This window comes from Streptomyces kunmingensis, assembly GCF_039533535.1.
GTDB classification, from domain to species: domain Bacteria; phylum Actinomycetota; class Actinomycetes; order Streptomycetales; family Streptomycetaceae; genus Streptomyces; species Streptomyces kunmingensis.
Genome location: NZ_BAAATS010000005.1, coordinates 252,081 through 267,727, shown reverse-complemented (window position 1 = coordinate 267,727; position 15,647 = coordinate 252,081). Strand labels below are relative to the sequence as shown.

Sequence of the window (15,647 nt, the reverse complement as noted above, 5' to 3'; positions counted from 1 at the left end):
AGGCGCCGAAGGGGGTGAAACGCTGCCGCGTACTACGGCTGCAGGTTGATCTTGAAGGTGGACGTCGTGTTGCGGATGTCCACCGCGTTGTCGTTCAACTTGAGGTTGTGGAAGGTGACTTCACCGACCGCCGGGCCCTGGCCCGACTCCGGCATCTCGTTGGCCCACAGGCCGAAACCGGACTTGGCGTCGTACGCGTCGCCGCTCTTGCGTGCGCCTGTGATCGTCACGTCCGTCAGGATCGTGTCCTTGATCGGGAACTGTGGCTGGCCTCCTACGTAGTTGGTCTGGAACATGATGCCGCTGTACGTCGGATCGACGATGTCGACTTCATTGACCCGGATGCCCTGGAACACCTTCGACGCCGAGAACATCCAGATCCCGGGGAAGGTCTGCCCGTTCCAGAAATGGCCGCCGGAGCGGATGATCGAGGTGTTCTCCAGGGCGGTCGGGCCGGTGCCGAACCCGTTCATCGGATACCCGAAGTCCAGGGAGCTGATGGTGACACCGGAGTAGACGAGCGTGTCCGCGATGAGAATGTTGCGGAACGTGTTGTCGTAGCCGCCGTACACGGCGAGGCCCGCGGCCCGCCAGGTCAGCAGCGACGTCAGATTCTCGAAGACGTTGTTCTTCTCGTCCGCGCCACCTGCGTCGATCGCCGAGAACAGTGCGAAGCTGTCGTCGCCGGTCGCCCGGGACTCGTTATTAGCGACGTGGTTGTCCGTCGAGCCGTTCGTCATGTTGACGCCGTCGGCGAACGTGTTGCGGATCCGGGAGTTCTTGATGGTGACCCGGTCGGTGTTGGCGCCCCAGTACAGGCACACCGTGTGCTCGTTCCAGACGTCGTCGATGGTGATGTCCGCGACGTCCGAGAAGTCGAAGACCTTGCCCGGGCCGTCGATCCGGGACGTGTAGTTCCCGAAGAAGGAGAAGTGCGCGAACGTCGATCCGTTCGCACTCGCCTCCGCGCGGAATCCGGCGTCCGTGTTCTCCTGCGAGGACGGCGTGTGGAACCGCGTGAACCACGGCCCGGCGCCGACGACCTTCACCGCCTTCCCGTACACCTGGAACTTGTTCGACGTCTCGTAGTCACCGGCCGGCAGATACACGCCGACGAGCTTGCCCGTCGTGTCCATCCGCACCTTGTCGAGGGCGTCCTGCACGGCCTGCTGCGAGAATCCGGCCGGCACGGCGTACGCCGCCGGGTCCGGGTTCGGCAGCTGGGCCGCCTGCTCCAGACTCACGAAGTCGACCGCGTACGTGGTGTCGTTCGCGGCGTCCTTCTGCAACCGGATCCTGCTGCCCTGCGGCACGGTCTGCCCGAGCAGCAGGTTCGCCTCGTCGTAGATGTGTCGGGGCGCGCCCGCGCTCGGCGCGTTGCCGGGGCCGGTCTCGTTGCCGTACAGCCACGCGTACTTCGACGTGAGGTCGATGGCCTTGAGGAACTTGCCGTCGACGTAGACGTTCAGCGTCGAGTTCCGCCCGCCGCCGCCCGCCGCGTCCGGTATCGAGAAGCGGGTGACGAGCGTGTTCGTCGGCGCCTTGGTGGTGAACTCGACGTAGCTGCCGGTGCTGTCGAGGGTGACGGCCTTGCGGCCCGAGGCCTCGCCCGCCAGGTCACCGACCGTGCGGTTGGGGCCGAGTACCTTCGCGCCGCCGCCGACCGTGCCGTCCTCCGCCTCATAGGTGTCGTACGGCATGCTCGCGCCGCGTCCCACGAAGAGCGGCTGCGACGACGTGTTGTTGTCACGCTTGACCGGCAGCTCGTTCGCGTCGGCGGCGATCACGGTCTTCACCGTGAACTTGCCCTTGCCCGCCGTCCACGTACCGAGCTTGACCGGCGCGGTCGAGGCACCGGCCGCGATCGACCCGTCGTAGGAGCCGGTGAGCGTCTTCACGACCGTGCCGCCGGAGTCGGCGACGGTGAGCGTGATGCCGTGGCCGCCCGCCGCACTGGCCTGGTTGCCCTGGTTCTTCAGGACCGCCGAGAACGTCACCGTGTCACCCTCGCCCGGCGCGCTCGGCGACCAGGACACGGGTGCAGCCACCAGATCGGAGCTGGTCACCGGCTTGACGACCAGGCCCGTCGGGCTCGTGAAGGCGTTGTTGCCCTCGTCGCGTTCGATGACCTTGTTGCCCGGATCGACGACCGCGCCGACCTGGTACGTGCCCGCGTCGCGCGCCCCGATGTCGGCACTCACGGTCGCCGACGCCCCGGCCGCGAGCGCGCCCACGGAGGCGGAGCCGACCTTGTCCGAGCCGAGCTTGAAGTCCAGCGTGGTCGCCCCGCTCGCCTCACTGCCCGCGTTGCGCACCGTCGCCGACAGCGTGATCCTGTCGGACTCCACCGGCGAGACGGGCTGCGACGTGATGCCCGTGACCTGGAGATCGGGGTTGGGCGCGGGCTCGCCCAGCACCTGGAACTCCGCCAACTGGCCCGCCGGAGCGCCCGAGTTGGCGGTGAGGACCAGACGTACGTCGGCGACGCGCGCGGTGACCGGCACCGTCACGGTGTTCCCGCTCGACGGGTTGAACGTGTACTCCTTCGCCGCGACCAGCGTCGTGAAGTCCGACGCCCCCTGCTCACGGCCCCGCACCTCGATCTTCTGGGTGCGCGTGGCCCACGCCGCGTCCGGGTTCAGCTTCAGGACGAGCGAGGAGACATCCGCGTTCGAACCGAGCTGCACGGTCAGGGTGTTCGGGTAGCCGCCGCCCTCCCAGTACGTGCTGGTGCTGTCGTCGACCGCGTTCTCCGCGACGTACGTCTGCGTCGAGGAGGACGCCGTGACCGGCTTGCCCACGGCCAGATTCGCCCCGATCGTCGTGGAGCCGTTACGGGTCACGGCGTTGCTGTTCGCCGACTGGTTGCCCGCCGCGTCCTTGGCGCGCACCGTGTACGTCACCGTCGCCGACGCGGGCTGCGTGTCGGTGTACGAAGTGACGTCCCCGGCCAGCGGCTTGAGAAGAGTGCCGTTCGCGTAGAGGTCGTAGGCCGTGACCTTCACATTGTCCGTGGAGGCCTGCCAGGTCAGCTTGACCTGGCCCTTGGTCGCCTCGGTGAAGGCCAGGTTCCCGGGTGCGGTCGGCGCCTGCGTGTCACCCGAATCACCCTTGCGGGTCACCGAGTTGGAGTTCGCGGACTGGTTTCCCGCCGCGTCCTTGGCGCGCACGAAGTACGTGAGCGTCGCCGACGCCGGCTGGGTGTCGGTGTAGGTGAGGGTGGAACCGTCGACCGACGCGCGCAGTGTCCCGTCCGCGTAGATGTCGTACCCGGTGACCTTCACATTGTCCGTGGCCGCATTCCAGGTCAGTTTGATCTGCCCGGTCGCGGGCTCGGTGTAGGCGAGGCCGCTGGGCGCACCGGGCGCCTCGGTGTCGCCGGTCGCCGGTCCGAACACCTCCAACTCGGACAACTGCCCCGCCGGTTGACGCGTGTTGGCGGTGACGAGCACCCGCACATAGCGCGTTGTGACCGTGTCGAGCGACAGCGTCTGCGACTGCCCGCCCGACGCGGTGAACTCGTAGGCCTTGGAGGCGACCAGATCCTGGAAGTCCGTGCCGTTCGTGCTGCCGCGCACCGTCAGCGTCTGCGTCCTGGTCTCCCACGTCGGCGGCAGCCGCAGCACCAGGCGGTTCACACGCACCGACGCGCCGAGGTCCACCTGGACCCACTGGGGCAGCGCGTCGTTCCGGGACTCCCAGTAGCTGGCGGCGTCACCGTCCCCGGCGTTCGCCGCCGAGTACGTCTGCGTGGTCGAGCTCGCCGTGAACGTCTTGCCGCGCGCCAGGTTCACCGAGGACTCGCCGGCGCCGTGCACCTCCAGCTCCGACAACTGGGCCGCCTGCCAACCGGAGTTGGCGCTCACGACGATCCGTACGTAGCGGGTCTGTGTCGCCGCGAACGAGACCGTCACGGTGTTGGCCGAGCCCGGCGCGAAGGCGTAGGACGCCGACGGCTTCAACGTGTCGAAGGTCGTGCCGTCCGCGCCGCCCTGCACCGACAGGGTCTGGTTCCGGCTCTCCCACGCCCCCGGCAGACGCAGCACCACCTCGTCGACGCGGGCCGCCGCGCCGAGATCGACTTGCACCCACTGCGGCAGGTCGGAGCCCGAACTCTCCCAATACGTCGAGGCGTTGCCGTCGACGACCTTGGCCGCCTCGAACCCCGATTTCGCGCTGCTCGCCTTGGTCGGCGCGCCCGCGGCGAGGTTCGGGCCGCCCGCCGCCTGCGCCGAGAGAGCCGGCAGACCGAGGAACGCCAGGGCGAGCGCGAGGAACGCGACCACGAGGCCGCGCCGTCCGTCCCGCCGTCCGTCCCGCCGTCCGGATCTGAGCAATGACTGTCCGATCATGCTGCCCCTGTCCCTGCACCCCTGGCGCAGTGAAGCGAGTGTTCTCAAGAATCGATACACACACGAACATCAGGTTCTTGCGTTCAGTTGTTGGAGAATTGCAGAACGATGTTGTTGAGTCCACCGTTTGCGCAGAGGTAGTTGCGATGAGGGAGAATCGTGGATCATGCCCCACGCACAGGCGGCCGACGGCGCCGCGCTCCACTACCAAGTCCGCGGCAGCGGCGCCCCGTTGCTGCTCCTGGCGGGCCAGTCGAACAACCGCCGCTGGTGGAACCCGGTGCTCGACCGTTTCGCCGCGGCCTTCACGACGGTCGTCCCGGACTGGCGCGGCACCGGCGGGAGCGACCGCCCGGACACGGACACGTACAGCATCGAGAACTTCGCCCGCGACGTCGTCTCCGTGCTCGACCACGCGGGCATCGAGCGCGCCCATGTGTACGGCACGTCCATGGGCGGCCGCGTCGCGCAGCGGCTCGCCGCCGACCACGCCGCGCGCGTCGACCGCCTCGTCCTCGGCTGTACGTCCCCGGGCGCGCCGCACGGTGTCGAGCGCGGCGCGGCCGTCCGCAAGGCGCTCGCCGACCCGGACCCGGACGTCTCCCGCGCCGCGCTGCTCGACCTGATGTACACGCCCGAGTACGTCGCCACGCACCCGGGACCGTTCCACACCCTCGGCGACCCGACGATGCCCGCGCACGCCCGCCGCCGCCATCTGCGGGCCAGCGCCCGGCACGACGCCTGGGGCGCGCTGCCCCGCATCACCGCGCCCACCCTCGTCGTGCACGGCACCGACGACGACTTCAACCCCACGGCCAACGCGCCGCTCCTCACCGAGCGCATCCCCGGCGCGCGCCTCGTGCTGATCCCCGGCGGCCGGCACGCCTATTTCGAGGAGTTCGCCGACGAGGCGACGCCCCCGGTCGTCGACTTCTTGAACGCACGGCCGGATACGGTGCGGTGAACGAGGCCACTGCCGTGCGCCCGGCCCCCGACGAAGGAACGATCACGATGCCCGCTGCCCATGTCCTGCTCGCGGAGCTCCTGCGGTCGGCCGACCCGGCCGCATCGGGAGCCATGTGGCGCCTGGAGGGCGCGGCCCGGCAGCTCGACGCCAACGTCATCCGGGTACGGCCCGGCGTGCGAGGCGAGGCGTATGTCGAGAACGACCTCGACGTCCTGCTCGTCGTCGTCCAGGGCCACGGCGTCCTGCGCCGGGCGGACCAGGACGAGGCGCTGGCGCCCGGCACCCTGGTGTTCGTGCCGCGCGGCGAGCGGCGCGCCGTCACCTCGGGCGACGACGGACTCGTCTACATCACGGCGCACCGCAGGCGGCCCGGCATGACGATCGGCCGGGCCGCCACCGCGGTGACCGCCGAGGGCGGCGAGGCGCCCTGTCTGCTGCCGCGCGTCTGCACGGAGTGCGGCCGGGCCGCCGAGGACCCCGGCGCGCGGTTCTGCAGCCGGTGCGGAGAGCGCTTGCCGGAGGGGGAATCCGGCCTTAGTTGAGAGCGCCGGATCAAGCCAGACGGCGGGTTACGCACCCCCGGTCCCGGCCTCCCACAAGGGTTCCGGCACTCCGCTTCCGTTACTTCTCGCCACTGATTCAACACACAATGTTACTGAAAGGCGGGGGTGCGGGATGAGTTCCCGGCCCGCCCACGGCAGACTCTGGCCCGGACGGCCGCCGACTCCCGCGGCGGCCGGTTTGGGGAGGGGAAGCACCACCGGGGGAGTCCGCGCGTGTGGGGCGCGTGGACTCCCCGTCCCCGTCAGGGCCTGCCTTTCGGAACACCGGGCTCAGGACGCCGGGACCGTGTCCTCGAACGTGGTGCCCGCCGAGCGGTACGCGGTCACCTTCGCGGCCACCTGCGCCGGAGTGAGCGCCTGGTCCTTGACGTGCAGCACATAGTCGACCTGCTGGTCGTAGGCGCGCGGGCTGGTGCTCGTCTGGCCCGCCAGGTCGATCAGCCACTGGTTGAAGTTGATCGACATCGGCCGCTCCGGCAGATACGCGGCGTCGTGCGTGCCGAACAGCTGCCCGTCGACGTAGTACCGGATGGTGCTGTTGTCGATGGTGAGCACCAGGTCGTGCCAGCCCGCGTAGCTCTGCCGGCTCTCCGTGTGCTGGTTCACCGCCTGCCACGGATCCGGGTTGTAGGTCTCCCAGGACGTCGTGTACAGGATGTTCGACGGCTCGCCCCAGCCTCCGTTCGGCAAATACTCGAAGTCGTACTCGGCGTAGTCGTCCGCCATCGGGGCCTTGAGGTCGTTGATGGTGAAGAACGTCTGCACCAGGTGGTCCCCGTCGGGCCCGCTCTTGGGCGCGTCACTGAACTTCACGCGCGCCGCGTACGTCCCGTTCTTGAACTTCAGTGCCTTGGTGAGGACCTCGGTCTGCTCCGTGCTGCTGCCCGTACCGGACGTCGACGTCTCCAGGTTCATCACCGAGTTGCCGCCGGAGGAGGGGAACGTCACGTTCTCGGGCGCCCAGGTCGCGCCCGGTACACCGGGGCCGCCGGAGTTGGAGCGCACGCTCCAGCCGTGCGCCGCGATCTTCGGGTCGTTGTGGGCGCTGTAGTTGAAATCGTCGAAGAGCGTGGCACCGTCCCCGGGCGGATCCGTCGGGTCGGTCGGGTCCGTGGGATCGGTCGGATCGTTGCCCTCGGGCGCCGTGCCCCACACGACGGCGCCGTCGAGCTGTGCGGTCACCTTCGACCAGTTCCCGTACGCCGCCTGCGCCGCGCCGAACGAGTAGTCGTCGGCCTGGTTCAGCGGCCGCCAGTCGGAGCGGTGGAAGCGCAGTTGCAGATCGCCCGTGTCCGCGCCCGCGGCGAGGGACCCGGCGCCGGACGTGAAGCCGATCTCCAGATACCGGTCGGCGGTGGCCGTCGGGTGGGTGAGCGTGCCGAAGGTGCCGGTGATGTTGGAGCAGCCCTTGACGGCCCATGAGCAGGCGAAGCGGTAACTGGGGTTCCCCGCATCGGCCTTGAAGTAGTAGCGGACCTTCACTCCGCTGAGCGGGACGCTCGTACTGCCGGGGTTGCGGACCTTCAGCCACGGCTCGGCCTGATCGCTGCCGGTGCTGCCCGTGTGGTACTGCACCGTCAGGTCGCCGACGGCCGCGGACGCGCTCGACGGGAGCGCGAACAGGCCCGCGCAGCCGAGCGTGGCGGCCGCGGCGCAGGTGACGGCCCTGGTGACGGTGGTCCTTTTCGCGACGCTCTTCCTCATGACGGTTCCTTTCCGGAACGGTGGGGGACGGGGACGTGCGGATCGAGCGGCCCGTGCCGCACACCGAGTGCGGCGAGCCGGGACATGTGCGCGGCGAGCCGCTCACGGAAGCCGGGCCAGGACGGGGAGCCGTGCCAGGCGCGGTCGGCGAGCGCGCACAGCCGGGGGAAGGCCAGACGGTCGACGTGCTCGGCGCGCGCGGCGAACTCGGTCCACAACTGCGCCTGCATACCGAGGAGCCGGCCGGCCGCGCCGGTGTCGTCCGGCGGTTCGTGGTCGTGGACCGCGCGCAGGTCGACCACGGCGCCGGGCTGTGCCTGCGGTTCGGTCGGGGCGTAGGACTGCGCGTAGTCCAGGTAGCTCGCCCGGTGCTGGCCGCTGATCACGGCGTGGCCGCGCTTGAGGGCGATGCGGGTGTGCTCGGGGTCGCGCCACGTCATGACCGTGAAGTGCGGCGGGAGCCCCTCGCCGGTCTCCGCCCACGCCGTCGGGATACGGCCGCGCTCGACCAGGAACTCGCCGACGCGGCCCAGGAACCAGCCGTGCAGCGCGGCCGTGCCGGCCAGCCCCTCGGCGGCGGCCCGCTCCCGCGCCGCCGGGCTCGCCGCCCACTCCGTGGTGGGGCATTCGTCGCCGCCGATGTGCACATGCGGCGACGGGAACACGTCGAGGACCTCGTCGAGGACGGTGCGGCAGAAGTCGAACACCGGCTCGTGGACCCCGAGGACGGTCTCGCACACGCCCCATCGGGTCCATACGTCCAGGCGCCGCCCGGGCACCGTGCCCAGCTCGGGGTGGGCGGCGAGCGCGGCCCGTGCGTGCCCCGGCATCTCTATCTCCGGCACGACAGTGATCCCGCGCGCGGCGGCGTAGGCGACGAGGCCCGTCAACTCCCGCCGCGTATAAGCCCCTTCATGGGGGCGTCCGTCGAAGTGGCGGCTCCCCGAGGGACCGACCATGGACTCGGCGCGCCGCCCGCCGACCTCGGTCAGGCGTGGGTACGCCGCGACGGGCATCCGCCAGCCCTGGTCGTCGGTGAGATGCAGATGCAGCACGTTCAGTTTGTGCAGGGCGAGCAGATCGACGTACCGGCGCAGCAGGGACACCGGCTGGAAGTGCCGTGCCACATCGAGCATGAACCCGCGCCAGGGGTGCCGCGGCACATCGGTGATCTCCGCGCAGGGCACACGCCAGGCGATCCCCGCCTGCGCGGTGCTCGACAGGGCTTCGGTCGGCAGGAGTTGGCGCAGAGTCTGGATGCCGCGCAGCAGTCCGGTGAGGTGGGCGGCCCGCAGCAGGATCGCGTCCGGCGCGACCGTCAGGCCGTACCCCTCCTCGCCCAGGCCGCCCAGCTGAGGGTCGAGGGCGAGTACGAACGGCCCGTCGGACGCGGCGGCCAGTGGCAGCCCGGCGGCCGGCGCGAGCAGCGTACGGAGCAGAAGGGCGGCGGGTTCGGCGCCGGGGGAGACCCGGAGCGTCGTGTCCGCCCGGAGGGTGAAGTGGCCCGGACGGTAGGACAGTTGGGTGGGCAGCGGGAGCAGAGAGGGGCGGTGTGCGGGCACTGCGGACCTCCGGACAAGGTGCTCGGGCGGGCGGGTCAGCCCTTGACGGCGCCGGCCGCGAAACCGGACGTGACGTGCCGCTGCAACACCAGGAAGATCACCAGGGCGGGCAGCGCGAACAGCGTGGAGGCGGCCATCGTGGCGCCCCAGTCGGTGCCGAACGTGTTGTGGAACGAGGACAGCCACACCGGCAGCGTCCGGTGGTCCTGCTGCTTGATGATGAGGAAGTTGGCGTACGCGAACTCGTTCCACGCCGTGATGTAGCCGAACAGCGAGGTCGCCATGAGGCCCGGCGCGAGCAGCGGGAACGCGATGTGCCGGAACGCGCCGGTCCGCGTGCAGCCGTCGACCTGCGCCGACTCCTCCAGCTCGGCGGGGATCGTCGCGATGAAGCCGCGCAGCACCACGATGGTGAACGGCAGCGTCATCATGAAGTACACGAGGGTCAGGGTCGGCAGCCGGTCCAGCATGTCGGTGTCCCGCGAGATGATGTAGACCGGGATGATCAGCGACTCCCAGGGGGCCATCTGCGCGACGAACACCATCAGCATGAACTGCCGCCGCCCCCGCCACCGCATCCGCGCCACCGCGAACGACGCGCCGAGCGCCACCACCAGGGCGAGCAGCACCGCGCCCAGCGTCACGAGCACGCTGTTGCGCCAGAACAGGCCGAACCCATCGGCGTGGATCGCCCGCTCGAAGTGGTCGAGTGTCCAGCTCCGCGGCAGGAGTCGGGGGTGGTCCGACTGGATGTCCCGGTTCGGCTTGAAGGCCGTCGTGACCATCCAGTAGACGGGGAAGAGACAGACGACCACCGTGACGGTCGCGGCGACATGGAGCGGGAGGCGGCGCAGCGTGCGCGAAGTCGTCACAGCTCGCCCTCCTGGCGGAACATCTGGCGGAAGTAGGCGACGAGCACGCCGGACATGAGCAGCACCGTCACCATCGACGCCGCCGAGCCCAGGTCGTAGCGCTGCCCGGAGAGAGCCGTCTGTACGGCGTACACCGGCAGGATGGTGGTCGCGTCGCCCGGTCCGCCGCGCGTCATCACCCAGATCTGGACGAACGCCTTGAACGTCCAGATCACCTCGAGCGACAGCACCAGCATGAAGATCGGCCGCACGATGGGCAGTGTGATCGAGCGGAAGATGCGCGGGCCGGACGCGCCGTCGATACGCGCGGCCTCGTACAGCTCGGACGGCACCGTGGTCAGCGCCGAGTACAGGGTGATCGCGGCGAACGGCACCGACTGCCACACCACGAGCGTCACCAGGATGGCGAACGCCGCAGGGCCGTGCGCCAGCCACGGATAGCCCTCGAACGAGGAGAACCCGAGGCCGGTCAGGGTGTGGTTGACGATCCCGAACTCCGAGTGGAACAGCCACTGGAACACGGTCGTCGCCGCGACCACCGGCATCGCCCACGTCAGCACGAGCGCGCTGAGCACCGCCGTCCGCCAGATCCTTCCGAGCCGCTCCACCATCAGCGCCACGAGCGTCGACAGCGTCATGATCAGGACGACGTCGACGGCCATGAACAGGAACGTGCGGCGCACGACGGTCCAGAACCGGGGGTCGGAGAGCAGCGTCGTGTAGTTGTCGAACCCGGTGAACTGCGCGTCACCCAGGATGAGTTGACGTAGACCGAAGTCCTGGAAGGAGATCAGGACCGCCCGGCCCAGCGGGTAGAGAAGCAGGTACAGCATGCCGAGGACGGCGGGCGCCACCAGCAGGTACGGCCAGGTGCCGGACATGGTGGCGCGGCGGGCCGGGCCCCGCGGGCGCCGGGGCGGTCGGGTGAGGGGGCGGGGCGCGGTCCGCTCGCGGACGACCGACACGGCGCACACTCCTTTCGTCGGTTCGCGGGGATCTTCTCGAAAGGCGCGGTCAGGACCCGGAGTTCATCGCCGAGGTGATGGCGTCGGACGCCTTCTTCGCCTCCCGCGCCGGATCGCCGCCCGCGAGGACGGCCGTCATGTAGTCCTTGATCGGGTTCTTGGCCTCGACGGCGGCCCAGCCGGGCGTGTTCGGCGTCGCGTGCCCCACCGCCGCGCCGACCGCCATCGCGGAGGCGCCCGGGTCCTTGGCGACCGCGCCGGCGAGCGTCGTCCTGTTCGGTACGTAGCTCATGGCGACGGCGAGCTTCCTCTGCCACTCCTCGCCGGTCAGCTCCTTGACGAAGGTGAACGCCGCGTCGTGGTGCTGCGACACCGTCGGGATCACCAGGTCGGAGCCGCCGGTGAACACCGCGCCGGGCTTGTCGGCGGTCTTCCCGGGGATCGGGAAGAAGCCCAACTTGGCCTTGAGATCAGGGTTGTTCTGGGTGACGACGTTGGCGCCGCCCGGCACGCTGATGACCTGGGCCACCTGCCCCTTGGCCATCACCTCGGCCTGCGGCGGCTGCGCCTCGTCGGAGTCCTTGGGGCCCTTGCCGAGGGCTTGCAGCTTCTCGTAGAAGGCCATCGCGCGCAGCGCCTCGGGCGTGTCCAGCGTGCCCTGCCACTTGTCGCCGGACCCGGTGGCCAGGTCGCCGCCCTCGTCCCAGACGAACCCGGAGTACGTGTACCAGTTCTGGCCGGGCAGATAGATGCCCTGCTGCGCGCCCTTGTTGAGCTTCTTCGTCGCGGCGACCCACTGATCACGCGTCTTGATCGACGCCGCGTCGACGCCGGCCTTCTCGAACAGGTCCTTGCGGTAGATGACGACCCGGTTCGCCGCGTAGTACGGGATGCCGTACTGCTTGCCCTCGTACGCGCCCGGCTCGGCGAGGCCCTTCAGCCAGTCCTTGCCGCCGAGCGCACCGACCTTGTCGGTCAGGTCCAGCAGGCCGCCGCTCTGCGCGAACTGCGCGACCTGGGTGTTCCCGGTCTCGATGACGTCGGGCGCGTCGTTGCTGGCCAGCGCGGCCGTGACCTTCTCGCCGATGCCGTCCCACTCCTGGATCTGCACCCGTACGTCGATGTCCGGGTGTGCGGCCTCGAACCCCTTGACGAACTGCTTCTGGAAATCGGCCGAGACGCTGTCGCGCATCAGCCACACATCGATACCGGACCGCCCGCCGCCACCGGCTTCGTCACCGGAGCCGGACGAACTGCAGGCACTGAGCCCGGCGACCGCGACGAGCGCGGACAGACCGGCGAGCATACGGAGCTTCACGGTTCACCTCTGGGCGCCTGACCTGACCAGTTGACCAACTGGTCAGGTGACCTCTGGTGGTGGAGAAAGCTGGCATAGACCACTGGGCGCGTCAACCCCCCAGGAAACTGGGGGGAGTTGTCGATCAAAGCCGCATCGTGGTCAACTGGTCAGGCAACTGGTTCTACGGCACGAGGGGGCGGATGTGAACGCCGACGGGACCATCGAGAACCCGGACGCGCCGGGGGCGGTGCTCAAGCGCGAGCGGGTGCGCGACCACATCCTGGAACTCATCGAGTCCCAGCGCCCCGGCGACGCGATCCCCTCCGAGCGCACGCTCTGCGCCCGTCTCGGTGTCTCGCGGCCCACACTGCGCGCGGCGGTCGACGAACTCGTCGCCGCGGGTCTTCTCGTCCGCGAACACGGGCGCGGGATGTTCGTCGCCCCGCAGAAGATCACCCAGGAACTCGTCGCCCAGGAACAGGCGCTGACGGTGCCGCAGGCCGCCGGTGCCTGGTCCAGCCGGCTCCTTGAGTTCACCACCATCCAGGCGGGTGCCCGCGTCGGCCGCAAGCTGCGCCTCTCACCCGCGGCGAAGATCGTGTACGTGGCCCGCCTCCGCCTCGTCGACGGGGCGCCGATGGCCATCGAGCATCTGCACATCCGCGCCGATCTGGTCCCGGGCCTCAGCGCCCAGGAACTGGAGAGCGGCGACCTCTACGCCCATTTGCGCGAACATCACGCCGTACACGTCCGCGAAGCCGTCCAGGCCATCGAGCCCACGGTCGTCACCCGTGCCGAGGCCGACCTCCTCGATGTCCCCGAGCTGTCCCCGGCACTGCTCTTCGAGCGGCTCACCTCGGACACGTCCGGACGGCCCGTCGAATACGTCCACTCGCTGTACCGCGGCGACCGCTACCGCATCGTCTCCCGTCTCACCCTCGGCCCCGCCGCGACCGCCGCCGCGCCGTCGGCCGGCCACCACCCGGGCATCCCGCCCGGCGACTTCGCCCACCGCGACACCGTCGCCTCCTCGACCCGCGGCGATGTCCAACAGGCGCCTTGAGAACCTGTCCGGACGTCCAACAGGCGTCCTGAGAACCTGTCTGACACGCGTCGGGGCGGCTTGCGCGGCGCGGGCGGGCGCGCTCGTTACGGTTCGGCCATGGCCGACTACCGCATCGAAACCGTCCGCAACGGCGAACGCGACTGGACCGCCCGCAACGAACGCGGCGCCGAGGTCCGCATCGCCCCCGCCGACGCCGCGGGCGCGCAACCCTCCTTCACCCCCGTCGAGCTCCTCCTCGCCGCGCTCGGCGGCTGCGGCGGCCTCGTCGTCGACCGCACGGCGCGCACCGCCGACCACGACGACCTGCGCATCGTCGTCGAGTCCGTCTCCCGGCCCGAGGACGACGGCCGGGTCGGCACCGTCCGCGTCCTCTACGACATCACCCTGCCCGAGGGAGACATCCGCACCGCCGAGATCCTGGAGAACGGCATCCGCCTCACGCACGAGAAGTACTGCACGGTCAGCCGCACCGTCGAGCACGGCGCCCGCGTCGAGGCGTGGGGCCCCGACGGCACGGTGCTCTTCATGGGCGGCTGAGAGCCGGAGGGCTCGCTGTGTGCGGGGGCGGCTCAGACCGTCCCGCCCGCAGTCGTACGGAACCGCGGGGCGGCTCAGACCGTCCCGCCCGCAGTCGTACGGAACCGCGCCCGGTACTCCGACGGCGCCACCCCGAGGGCCTGCTGGAACGCCCGGCGCATGGACTCCGACGAACCGAACCCGGCCGACCTGGCGACCGACTCCACCGGATCGCCGCCCCCTTCCAGCAGGGCCCGGGCCGCCTCCAGCCGCACCGACTCGACGTACTGCCCCGGCGTCATCCCGGTCTCCGCGCGGAACAGCCGCGCCAGATGCCGCACACTGACCCCGGCCGCGCGGGCCACGGCGTCCAGGTCCGACGCGGAGCCCGGATCGGCGCCGACCGCGTCCATCGCCGCGCGCACCGCGGGATGCCGCGCCGACACCGGGCCGAGCCGTGCGCTGAACTGCGACTGACCGCCCGGCCGGGCCATGAACACCACCAGCTCGCGCGCCACGTCCCGGGCCACGTCGGCGCCGTGGTCCTCCTCGACCAGGGCGAGCGCCAGATCGATGCCCGCCGTCACCCCCGCCGAGGTGATCACGCCGCCGTCCCGGACGAAGACCGGATCGTCCTCGACCGTGACCGCCGGATAGGCCGCCGCCAGCTCCGGCGCGAGCCGCCAGTGCGTCGCCGCGCGGCGGCCGTCGAGGACCCCGGCCTCCGCCAGCAGGAACGCGCCCGCGCAGACGGACGCCACCCGCCGGGCCCGCCCGGCGAGGCGGGACGTGAAGGCGATCAGCTCCGCGTCGTGCACGGCCCGCCGCCAGTCGGAGCGCCCCGGCACCAGCACGGTGCCCACACGCGACGGCACCGCGTCGCCGCCGCCGTCGACGCCGACCCGCACCCCCGACGACGTCCGCACATCGGCGCCGTCCGGCGAGACGATCCGTACGTCGTAGGCGCCGCCGTGCAGATTGGCCGTGGTGAGGACCTCGGCGGGGCCGGTCACGTCGAGCAGCTGCACCTGGTCGAAGGCGACGATCGCGACGACCTGGGAGGCAGGTGCGCTCACTGCTCCCACTGGGAGTCGAGGATGGTCCGCACGAAGTCACCGCGCTCGAAGCCCGGCACGTAGTGGGCGAGGACGTCGGCCTTCACGTTCCCGAACGTCGTCTCCGGTTTCGGCGCCACCCCGTAGGTGAACGCCTCGAGGATGCGCCGCTTGAAGTCGGGGCGCGGGTGCAGGGACACGATGTCCGCCCGGTCGGACTGAGCCACGTCGTCGAAGCCGATGCCGAGCACGTCGTACTCGACGCCCGCCGTCACCAGGGCCACCTCGGGCTCCAGGAACTCCGGCACGCCCGGCGTCGTATGCAGCGCGATCGCCGTCCACACCCGGCGGACGCTGTCCTCGGGGACGCCCCGCGCGGTGAGGAAACGGCGGGCCTCGTCGGCGCTGTCCACCTCGAAGCGCCGCCCGCTGTCGTGGAACCGCTCGTTCAGCCCCAGGTCATGGAAGAGGGCTCCTACGTAGAGGAGTTCGGGGTCGTAGGACAGATCGCGGTTGCGGCCCTGCAACGCCCCGAAGAAGAAGACCCGGCGCGAGTGGTGGTAGATCAGCTCGCTCGTCGTGTCGCGCACCAGCTCATCCGCCTCACGCGCCAGTTTCGTGTCGGGCACCCGCACGCCCGCGACCGTCACCGCGTCACTGCTCACCCTGTCACCGCTCACCGTGCTCACCTGGACCTTTCACCATGTCGCCCTATAGCCATGAAG

General features: G+C 70.4%; 12 protein-coding genes. 4 read left to right on the top strand and 8 right to left on the bottom strand.

Going from position 1 to position 15,647, the window contains the following annotated elements; translation table 11 throughout:
- Positions 1-32 precede the first annotated feature (32 nt).
- The gene (locus ABD366_RS06480) at positions 33-4,352 is read right to left on the bottom strand and encodes a discoidin domain-containing protein (RefSeq protein WP_324774500.1); all 4,320 of its coding nucleotides are present in this window, start codon (positions 4,350-4,352) and stop codon (positions 33-35) included.
- A gap of 166 nt (positions 4,353-4,518) precedes the next feature.
- On the opposite strand from ABD366_RS06480, the gene ABD366_RS06475 reads away from it, so the two are divergent.
- Positions 4,519-5,316, top strand: a complete 798-nt coding sequence (locus ABD366_RS06475) for an alpha/beta fold hydrolase (RefSeq protein ID WP_324774498.1) — start codon at positions 4,519-4,521, stop codon at positions 5,314-5,316.
- A 47-nt stretch (positions 5,317-5,363) separates the two neighbouring features.
- Complete coding sequence (locus ABD366_RS06470; protein ID WP_324774496.1) at positions 5,364-5,861, top strand: hypothetical protein; 498 nt, start codon at positions 5,364-5,366, stop codon at positions 5,859-5,861.
- A gap of 291 nt (positions 5,862-6,152) precedes the next feature.
- Here ABD366_RS06470 and ABD366_RS06465 read toward each other — a convergent pair whose 3' ends face one another.
- Genes ABD366_RS06465 through ABD366_RS06445 form a run of 5 tightly spaced genes read right to left on the bottom strand, consistent with a single transcriptional unit; the run spans position 6,153 to position 12,303 of the window.
- Positions 6,153-7,586, bottom strand: coding sequence for a cellulose binding domain-containing protein (locus ABD366_RS06465; protein WP_324774494.1), 1,434 nt, complete (start codon positions 7,584-7,586; stop codon positions 6,153-6,155).
- Positions 7,583-9,148 carry a beta-N-acetylhexosaminidase gene (locus ABD366_RS06460; RefSeq protein WP_324774492.1) on the bottom strand — a complete coding sequence of 522 codons (1,566 nt, stop codon included), beginning with the start codon at positions 9,146-9,148 and terminating at the stop codon, positions 7,583-7,585. Before ABD366_RS06460 ends, ABD366_RS06465 begins: the two co-directional genes overlap by 4 nt.
- Positions 9,149-9,183: 35 nt before the next feature.
- Entirely contained in the window at positions 9,184-10,020 is an 837-nt protein-coding gene (locus tag ABD366_RS06455; protein ID WP_324774490.1) for a carbohydrate ABC transporter permease, read from the bottom strand.
- Positions 10,017-10,985, bottom strand: a complete 969-nt coding sequence (locus tag ABD366_RS06450) for a carbohydrate ABC transporter permease (RefSeq protein ID WP_324774487.1) — start codon at positions 10,983-10,985, stop codon at positions 10,017-10,019. Before ABD366_RS06450 ends, ABD366_RS06455 begins: the two co-directional genes overlap by 4 nt.
- Before the next feature lie 49 nt (positions 10,986-11,034).
- Positions 11,035-12,303, bottom strand: a complete 1,269-nt coding sequence (locus ABD366_RS06445; RefSeq protein WP_324774485.1) for an extracellular solute-binding protein — start codon at positions 12,301-12,303, stop codon at positions 11,035-11,037.
- Between the two features lie 184 nt (positions 12,304-12,487).
- Here ABD366_RS06445 and ABD366_RS06440 point away from each other — a divergent pair, with 184 nt between their 5' ends.
- Both ABD366_RS06440 and ABD366_RS06435 read left to right on the top strand, forming a co-directional pair.
- The gene (locus ABD366_RS06440) at positions 12,488-13,348 is read left to right on the top strand and encodes a GntR family transcriptional regulator (protein ID WP_324774483.1); all 861 of its coding nucleotides are present in this window, start codon (positions 12,488-12,490) and stop codon (positions 13,346-13,348) included.
- A gap of 99 nt (positions 13,349-13,447) precedes the next feature.
- Entirely contained in the window at positions 13,448-13,888 is a 441-nt protein-coding gene (locus ABD366_RS06435; RefSeq protein WP_324774481.1) for an OsmC family protein, read from the top strand.
- A 74-nt stretch (positions 13,889-13,962) separates the two neighbouring features.
- Here ABD366_RS06435 and ABD366_RS06430 read toward each other — a convergent pair whose 3' ends face one another.
- On the bottom strand, positions 13,963-14,943 hold the full coding sequence (locus tag ABD366_RS06430) for a GlxA family transcriptional regulator (protein WP_324774479.1): 981 nt from the start codon (positions 14,941-14,943) through the stop codon (positions 13,963-13,965).
- Positions 14,940-15,602 carry an HD domain-containing protein gene (locus tag ABD366_RS06425; RefSeq protein WP_411293860.1) on the bottom strand — a complete coding sequence of 221 codons (663 nt, stop codon included), beginning with the start codon at positions 15,600-15,602 and terminating at the stop codon, positions 14,940-14,942. The genes ABD366_RS06430 and ABD366_RS06425 overlap by 4 nt, the downstream gene beginning before the upstream one ends.
- Positions 15,603-15,647 lie beyond the last annotated feature (45 nt).